Genomic DNA, 13,486 nt, shown 5'->3' on the forward strand with positions numbered 1-13,486 from the left:
CTGCAGTCCCTGGCGGCCCGGCGCGGGCAACCCTGCGCCGGCGCAGCAATCCAAGACGCACGGCCCCATATGCACGGCAATGTGAGACGCCGGCGGACCCAAATGTTCTATAGTCACAACACCATCATGGGAGATCAGACATGACCGGTATTCGAGAACCAGTTGCGAGACGGTCTGCGAGCTTCGTCAGGAGCGCGCTTGCGGCGCTGATGCTCGCGGCCGCCGGCGCCGCCTTGTGGCAGACGCCGGCGATCTCGGCCGAGGCGGCGGTGGTGATCCCGCCGCCGGCGATGGACGAGAAACCCGCCGGCGGCACCAAGAAAGCGATATTCGCCGGCGGCTGCTTCTGGGGCGTGCAAGGTGTGTTCCAGCACGTCAAGGGCGTGACCAGCGCCGTCTCCGGCTATGCCGGCGGCGACAAGGATGCCGCCGTCTACGAGACGGTCGGCACCGGCCGGACCGGCCATGCCGAAGCCGTCGAGATCACCTACGAGCCGACAGAGGTGACCTACGGCCAGTTGCTGCAGGTATATTTCTCGGTCGCGCACAATCCGACGCAGCTGAACTACCAGGGTCCGGACCGCGGCCCCCAATACCGTTCGACGATCTTTGCCGAAAGCGACGCCCAGAAGAAGATTGCCGAGAGCTATATCGCCCAGCTCGACAAGGCCAAGGTGTTTCCAGAGCCGATCGTGACCACGCTGGAGACTGGAAAAAAATTCTATCCGGCCGAGGACTATCACCAGGATTTTTTGACGCTGAACCCGACCTATCCCTACATCGTCTACAACGACCTGCCCAAGGTCGAGAATTTGAAGACGCTCTTCCCGGATCTCTATAGCGAGAAGCCGGTGCTGGTGATGGCCGCCAACAAGAGCTGAGTTTTTACGACGCGCTTAGGGCAGCGGGCGGGCAGCAATGCCCGCTTAAAGCGCGTCGCGCGTGATGGGATTCATGCGACGCGCTTTAAGTCTTTGTTTTTTCCATGTCGTTATCCCAAAAACCGCTGCGCACTTTTAGGCGACATGGATTATTGCACGCCCAGAAACTGCCTGAGCTCCGGCGTCCTCGGGTTGGCGAAGACGTCCTCGGGGGCGCCGATCTCGTGGACGCGGCCCTGATGCATGAAGACGACACGCGAGCAGACGTCACGGGCGAAGCGCATCTCGTGGGTGACCATCACCAGCGTCATGCCTTCCGCGGCCAATTCCTTGACGACGGCCAGCACTTCGGCAACGAGTTCGGGGTCGAGCGCCGAGGTGATCTCGTCGCATAGCAGCGCGATGGGCTGCATGGCGAGCGCCCGGGCGATCGCCACGCGCTGCTGCTGGCCGCCGGACAATTCGTCCGGCAAGGCGTCGAACTTGTGGGCGAGACCGACGCGGTCGAGCATTTTCCGCGCGACCGCTTCGGCGTCCCTTTTCGGCGTCTTCTTCACCACCATCTGCGACAGCATGACATTGCCGCCGGCCGTGAGATGCGGGAACAGGTTGAATTGCTGAAAAATCATGCCGACCTTCAGGCGCAGCGCCTTGAGATGAACCTCGTCGGGCAGGAACTGGGCGCCGGCGACGACGATCGAGCCTTCATCGATGGTCTCCAGCCCGTTGATGCAGCGCAGCAGCGTCGACTTGCCCGAACCGCTCTTGCCGATGATGGCGACGACCTCGCCCGGCGCAACGTCGATGGAAATCCCCTTCAGCACCTCGTTGTCGCCGAAGCGCTTCTTCACCTCAGTGATTGCGATGAGCGACATTGAGCTTCCTTTCCAGGAGCTGGCTGGATTTCGACAGCGGCCAGCACAAAGCAAAGTAGATGAGCGCAACCAGGCCATAGACGGTGAACGGCTGGAACGTTGCGTTGGTGACGATCGAACCGGCCTTCGACAGCTCGACGAAGCCGATGATGGAGGTGAGCGCGGTGCCCTTCACCACCTGCACCGAGAAGCCGACCGTCGGTGGCACCGCCACTTTCAGCGCCTGCGGCAGGATGACGTAGCGCATCTGCTGGAGATAACCCATGCCGAGGCTGGCGGACACCTCCCACTGGCCCTTGGCGATACTCTCGACGCAGCCGCGCCAGATCTCGGCGAGGAAGGCGGCGGTCCATAGGATGAGCGCGACACAAGCGGCAAGCCAGGCGGGAACGTCGATACCGAACAGGCCAAGCCCGAAGAAAGCTAGAAAGAGCTGCATCAGGAGCGGCGTGCCCTGGAACAGCTGGATGTAGCCGCGTGACAGAAGCCGCGCCCAACGCTGGCCGCCGATGCGCAGGAAAAGCAGGGCTGCGCCGACCATGCCGCCACCGATGAAGGAGACCAGCGAGAGCAGGACGGTCCAGCGCGCGGCCAAAAGCAGGTTGCGCAGGATGTCCCAGAAGCTGAACTCGATCATGACGCATGTCTCATCGCGACGCCTTCCTCGGAAACAGCATCCAGCCCAGGCCGGCCAGCAGCTGGCGCAGCAGGATGGCGAGGGCCAGGTAGATCAAGGTGGAGACGATGTAGGTTTCGAAGGCCCTGAAATTGCGCGACTGGATAAAGTTGGCGGCAAAGGTCAGGTCCTCGGCGGCAATCTGCGAAACGACGGCCGAACCAAGCATGACGATGACGATCTGCGACGACAGCGCAGGCCAGATGCGCTGCAGCGCCGGGACCAGAACCACGTGCCAGAAGGTCTGGAACGGGGTCATGGCGAGGCTGGCGCCGGCCTCGAACTGGCCGCGCGGCGTGGCCTGGATGCCGGCGCGGATGATCTCGCAGCTGTAGGCGCCGAGGTTGACGATCATCGCGAGGTTGGCCGCGCTCAGTTCCGACATCCTGATGCCAAGTGATGGGAGGCCGAAGAAGATGAAGAATAGCTGGATCAGAAAGGGCGTGTTGCGGATCAGCTCGACATAGGTCGCGACGACGGGTTTCAGCCATTTCGGCCCGAGCGCGCGCACCCAGGCGCAGGCAATGCCCAATGCCACGCCGAACACCGCGCCGATCAGGATGAGCTGCACGGTGATCCGGATACCCTTGAGCAGCACCGGCAGAGACTCGATCAGCCAGCCGAAATCGAAGTGATAGGTCATGGCTTGCTGTCTGACCTAAACCACACGCGGCGGGCGGCGATCACAGGTCAGCCGGCAGGTCCACCTTCAGCCATTTTTGCGAAATCGCATTGAGGGCGCCGTCGGACCTGGCGGCGGCGATGATCCCGTTGACTTTGGCCATCAACGCCGGCTCCTCCTTGTTCATGCCGATGTAGCAAGGCGAGTTCTTGATCAGGAATTTGAGCTCGGGCCGCTTGGGCGGGTTCTTTTCGATGATGGCGGCGGCGACGACATTCCCGGTCGCGATCACCTCGACCTGGCCCGAAAGGAAGGCTGAAATAGTGCCGTTATTGTCCTCGTAGCGCTTGATCTCAACGCTCGCGGGCGCGACCTTGGTCAGTTCGAGGTCTTCGATCGCGCCGCGGGTGACGCCAATGGTCTTGCCGGCGAGGTCTTCCGCCTTTGCGACTGCGACATCCGCCGGAGCGAACACGCCGTTGTAGAAGGGGGCGTAGGCTTCGGAGAAGTCGATGACCTTCTCGCGATCGGGATTCTTGCCGAGGCTGGAGATGACCAGGTCGACCTTGTTGGTCTGAAGATAGGGAATGCGGTTGGCGCTGGTGACCGGGACGATCTCGACTTTGGCGCCGAGCTTTTCGCCAATCAGATTGGCGATATCGATATCGTAGCCTTGCGGCGTCATGTCGGCGCCAACACTGCCGAAGGGCGGGAAATCCTGTGGAACGGCGATGCGGACGGTGCCGCGCGCGCCGATGTCGCTCAAGACGTCAGCCCGCGCCTGCGAAGACGGAGCCATGGCCATTCCGACCACGGCGGCCAAGGCCAGCATGCACACATTGCGACGGTTCATTATTTTCCCCTTTGACTGGACAAAAGCAATTGGTCGCCAGGGCAAAGCAACAGACATGCCAAACCATCGAAATCGGCGCGAATCGGGCTTCCCCTGTAGGATTGGTAAGGCCGTCTTCACGACCCAATGCCGCCCGACTGGCAGGCTGCCTAAATATTGTGCAGATAATTGATGTGGCGGATTTGGCGTCGTGCGGAGCGGACGGTCCGCTATGCCGTACCTTTGCGCCAGGGCAGGCTCCAGCGCAGCTTTTCCGGCGTCGCCCCGGCCGCAGTCGATGTCGGGGCTGGCTTCTTCTCACTGTATTGAGCCGAGCCTTGCGGCGGGTAGGCGTGGGTGTTGTTGAGGGCGAGCTTCTCGATCTGGCTGAAGTCGGGGAAAGGCAGGTTTTGCGCCTCGCGCCAGTCGCTGACCCGTTTCTCGGCGGCGATGCGTTTTTCCTCGTCGGCCGGCAGATCGGCGGCGGTGTACTCCAACTGCGAGGGGAAGGCGAACTGCGTGCCGGCATCGTCCATGATGTTGATGATGGACAAAAGGATGTCCTCGCGTATGGCGAGGAACTCAGACCCATCCGCCGTCATGACATAGGTCGACACCTCGATGTCGAGCGAATAGGGGCCGAAGCCGACAAAGCGCACGTGGCACGGATCGTCGATGACACGCGGATGCGCGATCAGCAGCTTGCGCAGCTCGGCCAAGGTATAGCGCAACTGATCGGGCGTGGTCTCGTAGCGCAGTTGCAGCGTCGTGGCGAAGCGGGTGCGGTCGCGATGCGCGTAATTTTCGATCTGCATGCCGGCGAAGTCCGAATTCGGCACCGAGATGATCGTGCGGTCGGGCGACCGGATACGCGTCGAGCGCATGCCGATATGCTCGATGGTGCCCGACTGACCGCCGAACTTGCAGAAGTCACCGACGCTGACCGGCCGATCGGCATAGAGCGTAAGGCCAGAGAGGAAATTCTGCAGCGTCGGCTGCGCCGCCAGCGCCACGGCGAGGCCGCCGATGCCGAGACCGGCGATGACGCCCTCGTAAGGGATTGCGAGCACTTCGGCCAACAGCAGGAAGGCGACGACCAGCACGGCCACGCGCGCCACGCCGGTGGACAGCGAAATCAGCGTGTCGTGATAGCCGGGCACCTGCCACATATTGCGGTAACGATCGGCGATCTTGCCTATCAGGTGCCAGACCACCGGTACGAAGCCGATCACGATCAGGCTCCAGGCCACTGCCTTCACTGGTGCTGCGACCACTTGCGGCAGGCCGAGCGGGCGCAATGCCACCAAAAGGAAAAGACCTAGGAAGATCGAGCGCACCGCCCATTCGACGACGCGCAGGAAGCCCGACCGCTGCGAACGGTTCTGGCTGGGCGCAAAAAAGGAAATGACCGCATTGGCGATAAAGCCGAAGGCAATGCCGGCCAGCACTGCGAGGCCGAGCATCCACCATTGCCAGCGCTCCATCGGTCCGGCGCGGGTAAGCAGGCGGGGGCTGATCTCGCGCGCCAGGCCACGCGTGGCGAAAAACGGGTCGTTGCTGGCGAAAGCGGCGAATTCCGGTGCCACCGGGACCTCTTCCACATCGGCGTAGAGCGTGCGGATGTTGGCGAGCGTCTCGGGCGTGAATTGCCAGATCTTGCTGTTGTCCGTTTCCACCGGGCCGATGACGATGTTGCCGGACGGATGCTCGAAGTAGACGTAGGGCGTGTTGCTTTTGGGATCGTCCGGAATTTCCTGCCAGTAGACATAGCCGATACGATCGATGACCTTCTTCAGATAGCGCTCGAGAAGGACCGCCTCGTCGGCGCGCACTGCCGGATTGTAGTCACGCAGATTGAGCGCCGCCTGCGCCATGTTGCCGGCCTCGGTGACGCCGCTGAGCAGCACCTTAAACGTATCGCGTGGCGAGGCCAGCTTGGCTGGATCGTCGACCCAGTCGACGGCTTCGCCGCGCGCCGCCTGGAATTCGGCGAGCTTGGCCTGGAGCAGGCCGGACGGCGGCCCGACGATGAACCACTCGCCTTGTCTGCGGCGGAAGGTGACGTCGAAGGAGACGTTGGTGCCATATTGCTGGAGCTTGGCGCTCACCTCGTCGCCCGCGATCGCGTCGTGCGGCAAGCTCCAGAGGCGGAAGGTCGCATTGTCGATGACATTGAACAAAAGCGTGGTGTAGTCGGGCATGTTGAGGCCACCGCGGTCGGCCTCGGCGACATCGACCAGCCCGGCCGCCCTGGCGGCGAGGCCCATGCCGCCGCCGGTTGCGCGCGGTACATTGTCGGCGCCGCTCTCGTTCATCGCCTGCAGGAACGAGCGCATGGTCGTCATCGGGCTGGCCTGGTCGACACGGATGTCCTCGACGGCACTGACGCGCACGCCCGTCCACCATTCGGCAGTAGCGGTTTCGAAGCGCCCCATGAAGCTCTCGCCGTCGGGTGACTGAACGAAGAGGAAAGCGCCCTGGCGATCGCCCTCGAACCAGCGTCCGACAAGATTTTCGCCTTCAGCCTTCGCCTCGATGCGGCCGTTATAGAGCGGATAGACGCCCTTGACCTCGGTGCCGGTCTGCTCGAACGTGATCTCGGCGCCGCCGCCGCGCCATTTCGTATCCCAAACACCGGTCCAGTTGGCCGTTTCCTGGGCATGCGCCGGCTGCAGGAAAGGCAGCAGGCCGGCCAAGGCAAGCGCCACGATCAGAGCGACCATGCGGGCCAGGACCAGCCGATCTTGTCTCGCTGATGCGACGGGGACACCGCTCATTGCATTGTCCTTCTTCTCGCCCGTGCAGCAGGGGGCGGGACTCTGTCGAAGAAGGGTTATTGCCGCGGAAGGTGAATATTCTGTTTCCGCAGGGTCATGGAACATCGCCGGATCGCGGCGCTTGCCGGTCAATCGTACGTCAGATCCGTCGCCTTGCCGCCGAAGACGCGATAGGCATAGAACGAATAGAAGATGATGATCGGCAGCACGACGACCGTGCCGGCCAGGATGATGGCGAGGCTTTCGGGCGCCGACGCCGCCTGCCAGATGGTCAGCCTGTCGGGCACGACGAAGGGATAGAACGACCAGGCAAGCCCGGCAAAACCGAGCGTGAAGATGGCGGCCAGCGTCAGGAATGGCATGAGCGCATGGCGATCGTCCGCTTTCGGCAGATGGAAGGTCTGCCACCACAGCCATCCGAACAGCACCGCCGACAGGATCGGCAGCGGCGACAGATAGAGCATGGCGGGCCAGACGAACCATTTGTCGAAAATACGCGGGCTGGCAAAAGGCGTGGCCAGCGACACGGCGCCCATGCCGAGCGCGGTCAGCACCAGCGCCCGGCGCAGCCAGAGCACCGCCTTCTTCTGCAATTCGCCTTCCGTCTTGTAGATGACCCACGCCGCTCCCATCGCCGCATAGGCCGCCGAAAGACAGAGCGCCACCAGCGCGCCGAACGCCATGCCCGCCAGTCCGAAATCGAGCCCGAGCACATAGACGCCCAGCATGTAGCCCTGCGCCAGCGAGGCGATGACCGAACCGAGCAAGAAGATGCGGTTCCAGCGGTGCTTCCTGCCGGCCGGCACCTTGGCGCGGAAATCGAAGGCGACGCCGCGCAGGATCAGGCCGACCAGAAGCAGGAAGACCGGGATATAGAGCGCGCCGAGGATGAGCCCGTGCGCCAGCGGAAAGGCGACCAGCAGCAGGCCGACGGCCAGCACCAGCCAGGTCTCGTTGGCGTCCCAGAACGGGCCAATCGCGGCGATCATCGTGTCCTGCTCGGCATCCTCGGCCACCGCGAACAGGATGCCGATGCCGAGGTCGAAGCCGTCGAGGATGACATAGATCAGGATGGCGAGGCCCATCAGGCTGGCGAAGATCAAAGGGAGCAGGGTCGGCCAATCGAAGGTCATCACCGTTCTCCTGGTTGGGCAACCGGCTGCGACAGCGGCGCGTCGAGAACGCCGGGCAGCGGCGAGGCGTCGCCGTCTTTCGCAGCCTTCAGCGCCAAATGCACCAGCACGCCGAGATAGGCGATCAGAAGCAGCACGTAGAGGATGAGGTATATCGCAAGCGTCAGCGCGACATGGCTGCCGGCGACCGGGCCGACGGCATCGACAGTTTTCAGCACGCCGGTGACCAGCCAGGGCTGGCGGCCGATCTCGGTGGTGTACCAGCCGGCCAGCGTCGCCAGCCAACCGGACAACGCCATCGGAACCATCAGCAGGGCCAGCGGCTTCGGCAGGCTATGACGACGCTTGAGGAAAAAGGCCGCCGACCAGGAGACGACAAGCATCAGAATACCCGTACCGACCATGATGCGGAAACCCCAGAACACCGGGAAGACCGGCGGATGGTTGCCGGGATAGTCGTTCAGCCCCGGCACGACCCCACTGGCGCTGTGCCTGAGGATGAAGCTGGCGCCGTCGGGGATGGCGAGCTCGAATTTGTTCTCCTTGGCCGCCTCGTCGGGAAGCGCGAAAAGGACCAGCGGGACGTTGGGGCCGGTGTTCCAGTTGGCCTCCATGGCGGCGATCTTCTGCGGCTGATGCTCCAGCGTGTTGAGGCCGTGCTGGTCGCCGGCGAAGATTTGGATGGGGATCAGGATCGCCGCGGTGAAGACACCGGTGCGCAACGCCTTCCACATCGATTCCGAGCGGTCGCCATAGAGATAGCGCAGCGCCGACAGGCCGGCGATCAGGAACGAAACCGTCAGGCCCGAGGCAAGCAGCATGTGGACGAGCCGGTAGGGCATGGACGGATTGAAGACGATGGCCCACCAGTCGACGGCGTGGGCGACGCCGTCGCGCATCTCGAAGCCGACCGGCGTTTGCATCCACGAATTGAGCGCGATGATCCAGAAGGCGGACAGGGTGGTGCCGCCGGCCACCAGCACGGTTGCCAGCGTGTGGATGCGGTTGGAGACGCGGCGAAAGCCGAACAGCATGATGCCGAGGAACGCTGCCTCGAGGAAGAAAGCGGTGAGGATCTCATAGGCGAGCAGCGGGCCGGCTATGTTGCCGACGGTCTCCATGTAACCCGGCCAGTTGGTGCCGAACTGGAAGCTCATGGTGACGCCCGAAACCACGCCCATGGCGAAGGACAGCGCAAACACCTTCACCCAGGTGAAATAGGCACGCATCCAGGCGGAATCGCCTGTGGCGTTATAGCGAAGCTTGAAGAACAGCAGCATCCAGCCAAGCGCAATGGTGATAGCCGGAAACAGGATATGGAACGAGATATTCGCGCCGAACTGGATGCGCGAAAGGATGAGCGGGTCCATGGCGGCTCCGGCTGCTGCTTATGTGGCAGAAGATAGGCCGGATGCGCCAACCGGTCAAAGCGGCGTGGCGTCACGCGAGGCGGAACGCCGCAGGACGGGATTATTCATCCCTGACGTTGGACTAGATCGTCTGCGGAGTCGTCGTCACGGTGAACATTCCGACCCGCTTGGACCCGCAAGGTCCCGGGCTTGTACTTGCTGAGCCATTCATCCATTTCGGACAGGAAAAGGCTCGCTTTTCCGTCTGCGGCGGCATTGCCGGCCGGTGCGGCTCTGCCTTGTATCGCCTGGTGAACAGACCGGTGTGCGACCGCACGACTGCGGCAGGGGTGGATGCGTCTTCGCAGGCCAATGTCCAGAACTGTCAGTAGTGCCATTGACTTCCGGCTGCGCGCACCGACATTCAGCGGATTAAAATCAACAGACCTCCTTTCAAGCAGCCGTTTTTCAACCATGCCATCCATCATTTCCATTTCCGGGGTCACCAAGACCTACGCCACCGGTTTCAAGGCGCTGAAGGAAATCAACCTCGATATCGAGCGCGGCGAGATCTTTGCGCTGCTCGGGCCGAACGGCGCCGGCAAGACGACGCTGATCTCGATCGTCTGCGGTATCGTCAACCGCTCGTCGGGCACGGTCACGGTGGACGGCCACGATATCGGCCGGGATTATCGGGCCGCGCGCAGCCTGATCGGGCTGGTGCCGCAGGAACTGACCATCGACGCGTTCGAGAGCGTATGGGCGACTGTCAGTTACAGCCGCGGCCTGTTCGGCAAGCCGGCCAACCCCGCCTTCGTCGAGAAGGTGCTGCGCGACCTGTCGTTGTGGGACAAGAAGGACGCCAAGGCGATCACCCTGTCCGGCGGCATGAAGCGGCGGCTGATGATCGCCAAGGCGCTGTCGCACGAACCGAGGGTGCTGTTCCTCGACGAGCCGACAGCCGGCGTCGACGTCGAGCTGCGCCAGGACATGTGGGCGATGGTGCGCCGGCTGCGCGAGGATGGCGTCACCATCATCCTGACCACGCATTATATCGAGGAGGCCGAGGCGATGGCCGACCGCGTCGGCGTCATCAATCGTGGCGAGATCGTGCTGGTCGAGGACAAGGCCGAACTGATGCGCACGCTTGGCCGCAAACGGCTGTTGCTGGAACTGCGCAGTCCGCTCGCCACCATACCCGAGTCATTTTCGCGCTATGCGCTGGAGCTTTCGCCGGGCGGTGATCAACTGACTTATACCTATGACAATCAGAGCGAACGGCCCGGCGTCGCCTCGCTGCTCCGCGACCTCGAGACGGCCGGCATCCAGTTCCGCGATATCGACACGCAAAACAGCTCGCTCGAGGAAATCTTCGTCAATCTGGTGAGGAAGGACGCATGAACCTGCGAGCAGTCTGGGCGATCTACAAGATGGAGATGGCGCGCGCCTTTCGGACCGTGCTGCAGAGCATCGTCTCGCCGGTTATCTCGACATCGCTCTATTTCGTCGTCTTCGGCTCGGCCATCGGCTCGCGCATCACCGAGATCGACGGCGTCAGCTACGGCGCCGGGACTGATCATGCTGTCGCTGCTGACACAGTCGATCTCCAACGCCTCCTTCGCCATCTATTTCCCGAAATTCGTCGGCTCGATCTACGAATTGCTGTCGGCGCCGGTGTCCTATCTGGAGATCATCATTGCCTATGTCGGGGGCGCGGCGACCAAGTCGATCATACTCGGCCTGATCATCCTGGCGACGGCGTCGCTGTTCGTGCCGCTGACCATCGAGCATCCGTTCTGGATGCTCGCTTTTCTGGTGCTGACGGCGGTGACGTTCAGCCTGTTCGGATTCATCATCGGCATTTGGGCGAGGAGCTTCGAGCAGCTGCAGTTGGTGCCGCTGCTGATCATCACGCCGCTCACCTTTCTTGGCGGCAGCTTCTATTCGATCGACATGCTGCCCGGCGTCTGGCGCACGGTGACGCTGTTCAACCCTGTCCTCTATCTGGTCAGCGGCTTCCGCTGGAGTTTCTATGGCAAGTCCGACGTCTCGATCGGCATCAGCCTCGGCATGACCGTCGTTTTCCTGCTTATCTGCATAGCGATCGTCGCTTGGATTTTCAGGACCGGCTACCGGCTGCGGAACTGACCCGCCAATAGGGTCAATGGCCGCTTTCAGATGGCCTTGACCAGGCGGAGCAGCCCCAGCATCTCGACGAAGGTCCCCTTGCGGAAGGCGAGGTAGGTCGGCTCCTCGATGCCATGGAAGCGGCGCTTGAAGGCAGCTTGCCCCTGCAGGTTGAACTTGCGGCGATTGATCCATGGCGAACCATAGGCGCGTTGGAAGGTGGCGCGCCAGAAGTCGCTTTCGGTAAATCCGCTGGGGCCGATGTCGACAAGCGGCGACAGGCCGAGCGTGACGACGGAGATGCCTTGCTCGCGGAAGCGGTCAACGGCGAATTTGGTCAGGCCGATCTCGGCATGCGGCGTGGCATCGACATGCTTGCGCTTGAACGAGGTGGTGTAGCCGATCACCTCGCCGCCGCTGAACAGGGGATCGAAGTCGAGCAAGGCCACGAGCTCGCCATCGGGGCCATGCAGGACGAAGCGGCGCATGTCGACGCCGAGATGATCGCTGAAGGGGCGGTTGAGGAAGGCCATCTCCCATCGCTTGACGATGCGGTCCGCCCGCCAGTTCTGCGATAGCCGCTGGATCTCGTCGAGAAAGATGGTCCGCTGGTCCTCGGCAAAGGAAAACCCCTTTTTCAGAAGCCAACGCTCGGAATAGCGCACGGTTTCGTTGCGCTTCCCGGAAAAATCATGGGCGGGCAGGACCAGCCGCGTATCCACGCCGAGACGATTGACCTGGTATCCGAGCCCGGCGAGCACGCGCGCCGTCTGTTCGCCGATCTGCACGAACCAGGGGTTATCGGCGGCCTCGACGAAACGCCTGATGTAGTCAGGCCGATCGGGCGGGTGAGCCACGGGGTCGCCGAGCGCGAAATGGTGCTTCATCTTGGTGCCGAAGGCGATGTAGCCGTAAGCGTCGCCGAAATAGGAAAGGTTGCGCTGGACGGCCGTCGAATAGGCGAGCGAAAAATCGCCGTGCCGGCGGACCAGCGCCAGGCGCTCGACATGCGTCAGCTCCTGCCGGGTGACCTTGGGCGCGGCGCCCTCGAGCAGGCGGTCGAAATGAATGCGCAAGGAGGGCATTGTCGAGATTCCGCGTGCCGCGCTTCGCTGTTAGGAATACCCGCCAGCCCGCGGGCTTCGAATCAGTCGCATTGGGCGGTCTGATTGTCGACCATATCGCGCATGTCCCCTTTAGAGCGCAACCGGCGTGGTGAACACCGATGAATTGGTTGGCAGCGAGAACGGAACGGAAGCTCAGAAATTGGGCATAAACTGGTAATTGGGCATAAAAAAGAGAGGCTTCGGTCGCGCCGAAACCCCTCCTTCACGATTTGTCAGCGTGGACCTCGGAGCGAGATGAACTCTAGACCGCGATCTTGCCACCACCCTGTTTGGTGATGGCGACGACCGACGGCCGCACCGGCATGTCAGGCTTGAAGTCGGGCCAGCGGGTCGACAGGTCCTCATAGTAAGAGGGACGGCCAAAAGGCTCCCAGTCTTCGCCGCCATCGGCCGGATGCTGGACGGCGACGAAAGCGGTCTGGTCATCGGGCGTGAATAGCGGACCACACATTTCGGCGCCGATCGGTACGCGGAAGAACAGCTTTGAGGTCGCCCGCGCCTCGCCTTCAGTATCGACCGCCCACAGGCCGTCGGTGCGGCCGGTCGCCTTCGGGCCCTGGCCGTCGGTCGCGACCCAGAGCCGGCCGGCCGCATCGATGGCGCAATTGTCCGGCATGCCGAACCAGCCATTGGCGGTCGTTGCGGTAGAGAAGGTGGCGCCGACTTCGGCCACCGAGGGATCGCCGCATTTCAAGAGCACTTCCCACTTGCCCTTGGCAGCAGTGAAATCGCCACCGTCCTCTGATATCTCGATGATGTGGCCGAAGGCGTTTTCGGCACGCGGGTTGGCGGCGTCGACCTGCTCGGCTTTGCGCTTCGAATTATTGGTCAACATCAAATAGACCTTGCCGTTGGCGGCATTGGGCTGGATGTCCTCTGGGCGATCCATCTTGGTGGCGCCGAGCAGGTCGGCGGCCCGGCGCGTCTCGATCAGCACGTCGGCCTGGCTGGCAAAGCCGTTCTCCGCCGTCAACGGGCCCTGGCCGAAGACGATGGGAAGCCATTCAAGTGTACCGTCCTCGGCGAATTTGGCGACGTAGAGCGTGCCGTCGTCGAGAATATCCATGTTGGCGGCGCGGTCCTCGGC

12 protein-coding genes and 1 pseudogene are annotated in these 13,486 nt (G+C 62.7%); 3 read left to right on the forward strand and 10 right to left on the reverse strand.

Annotated features, from left to right (window positions below; genetic code table 11):
• Nucleotides 1–140 precede the first annotated feature (140 nt).
• Nucleotides 141–881: a peptide-methionine (S)-S-oxide reductase MsrA gene (gene msrA / locus E5W87_RS09095; protein ID WP_292396217.1), complete on the forward strand. Its 741-nt coding sequence runs from the start codon at nt 141–143 to the stop codon at nt 879–881.
• Nucleotides 882–1,030: 149 nt separating this feature from the next.
• Here msrA and E5W87_RS09100 read toward each other — a convergent pair whose 3' ends face one another.
• The 8 genes from E5W87_RS09100 to E5W87_RS09135 form a co-directional block, all read right to left on the reverse strand.
• A complete protein-coding gene (locus E5W87_RS09100) occupies nt 1,031–1,756 on the reverse strand; it encodes an amino acid ABC transporter ATP-binding protein (protein ID WP_292396220.1) in 726 nt (241 codons plus the stop codon).
• Nucleotides 1,734–2,393 carry an amino acid ABC transporter permease gene (locus E5W87_RS09105; RefSeq protein WP_292396223.1) on the reverse strand — a complete coding sequence of 220 codons (660 nt, stop codon included), beginning with the start codon at nt 2,391–2,393 and terminating at the stop codon, nt 1,734–1,736. The genes E5W87_RS09100 and E5W87_RS09105 overlap by 23 nt, the downstream gene beginning before the upstream one ends.
• A gap of 10 nt (nt 2,394–2,403) precedes the next feature.
• A complete protein-coding gene (locus tag E5W87_RS09110; RefSeq protein WP_292396226.1) occupies nt 2,404–3,075 on the reverse strand; it encodes an amino acid ABC transporter permease in 672 nt (223 codons plus the stop codon).
• Nucleotides 3,076–3,115: 40 nt separating this feature from the next.
• Nucleotides 3,116–3,886, reverse strand: a complete 771-nt coding sequence (locus tag E5W87_RS09115; RefSeq protein WP_292396306.1) for a transporter substrate-binding domain-containing protein — start codon at nt 3,884–3,886, stop codon at nt 3,116–3,118.
• A gap of 230 nt (nt 3,887–4,116) precedes the next feature.
• The gene (locus E5W87_RS09120) at nt 4,117–6,663 is read right to left on the reverse strand and encodes a mechanosensitive ion channel family protein (protein ID WP_292396228.1); all 2,547 of its coding nucleotides are present in this window, start codon (nt 6,661–6,663) and stop codon (nt 4,117–4,119) included.
• 128 nt (nt 6,664–6,791) lie between these two features.
• Entirely contained in the window at nt 6,792–7,796 is a 1,005-nt protein-coding gene (locus tag E5W87_RS09125) for a cytochrome d ubiquinol oxidase subunit II (protein WP_292396232.1), read from the reverse strand.
• Nucleotides 7,796–9,166 (reverse strand): cytochrome ubiquinol oxidase subunit I, encoded by a 1,371-nt coding sequence (locus E5W87_RS09130; protein WP_292396234.1) that lies wholly within the window; start codon nt 9,164–9,166, stop codon nt 7,796–7,798. Before E5W87_RS09130 ends, E5W87_RS09125 begins: the two co-directional genes overlap by 1 nt.
• 104 nt (nt 9,167–9,270) lie before the next feature.
• Complete coding sequence (locus E5W87_RS09135) at nt 9,271–9,633, reverse strand: hypothetical protein (RefSeq protein WP_292396237.1); 363 nt, start codon at nt 9,631–9,633, stop codon at nt 9,271–9,273.
• Here E5W87_RS09135 and E5W87_RS09140 point away from each other — a divergent pair.
• Together E5W87_RS09140 and E5W87_RS09145 are read left to right on the forward strand one after the other, a co-directional pair.
• Nucleotides 9,620–10,546 (forward strand): ABC transporter ATP-binding protein, encoded by a 927-nt coding sequence (locus E5W87_RS09140; protein ID WP_292396241.1) that lies wholly within the window; start codon nt 9,620–9,622, stop codon nt 10,544–10,546. The genes E5W87_RS09135 and E5W87_RS09140 overlap by 14 nt on opposite strands.
• Nucleotides 10,543–11,293, forward strand: a pseudogene (locus E5W87_RS09145) (ABC transporter permease). The gene E5W87_RS09140 and the pseudogene E5W87_RS09145 overlap by 4 nt, the downstream one beginning before the upstream one ends.
• Nucleotides 11,294–11,319: 26 nt before the next feature.
• Here E5W87_RS09145 and E5W87_RS09150 read toward each other — a convergent pair.
• Both E5W87_RS09150 and E5W87_RS09155 read right to left on the reverse strand, forming a co-directional pair.
• Entirely contained in the window at nt 11,320–12,357 is a 1,038-nt protein-coding gene (locus E5W87_RS09150; RefSeq protein ID WP_292396244.1) for a phosphatidylglycerol lysyltransferase domain-containing protein, read from the reverse strand.
• 283 nt (nt 12,358–12,640) lie between these two features.
• Nucleotides 12,641–13,486: alkaline phosphatase PhoX (locus E5W87_RS09155; protein ID WP_292396247.1), on the reverse strand; the 846-nt coding region annotated here is incomplete at its 5' end.

The organism is Mesorhizobium sp., assembly GCF_004962925.1.
GTDB lineage: Bacteria > Pseudomonadota > Alphaproteobacteria > Rhizobiales > Rhizobiaceae > Mesorhizobium.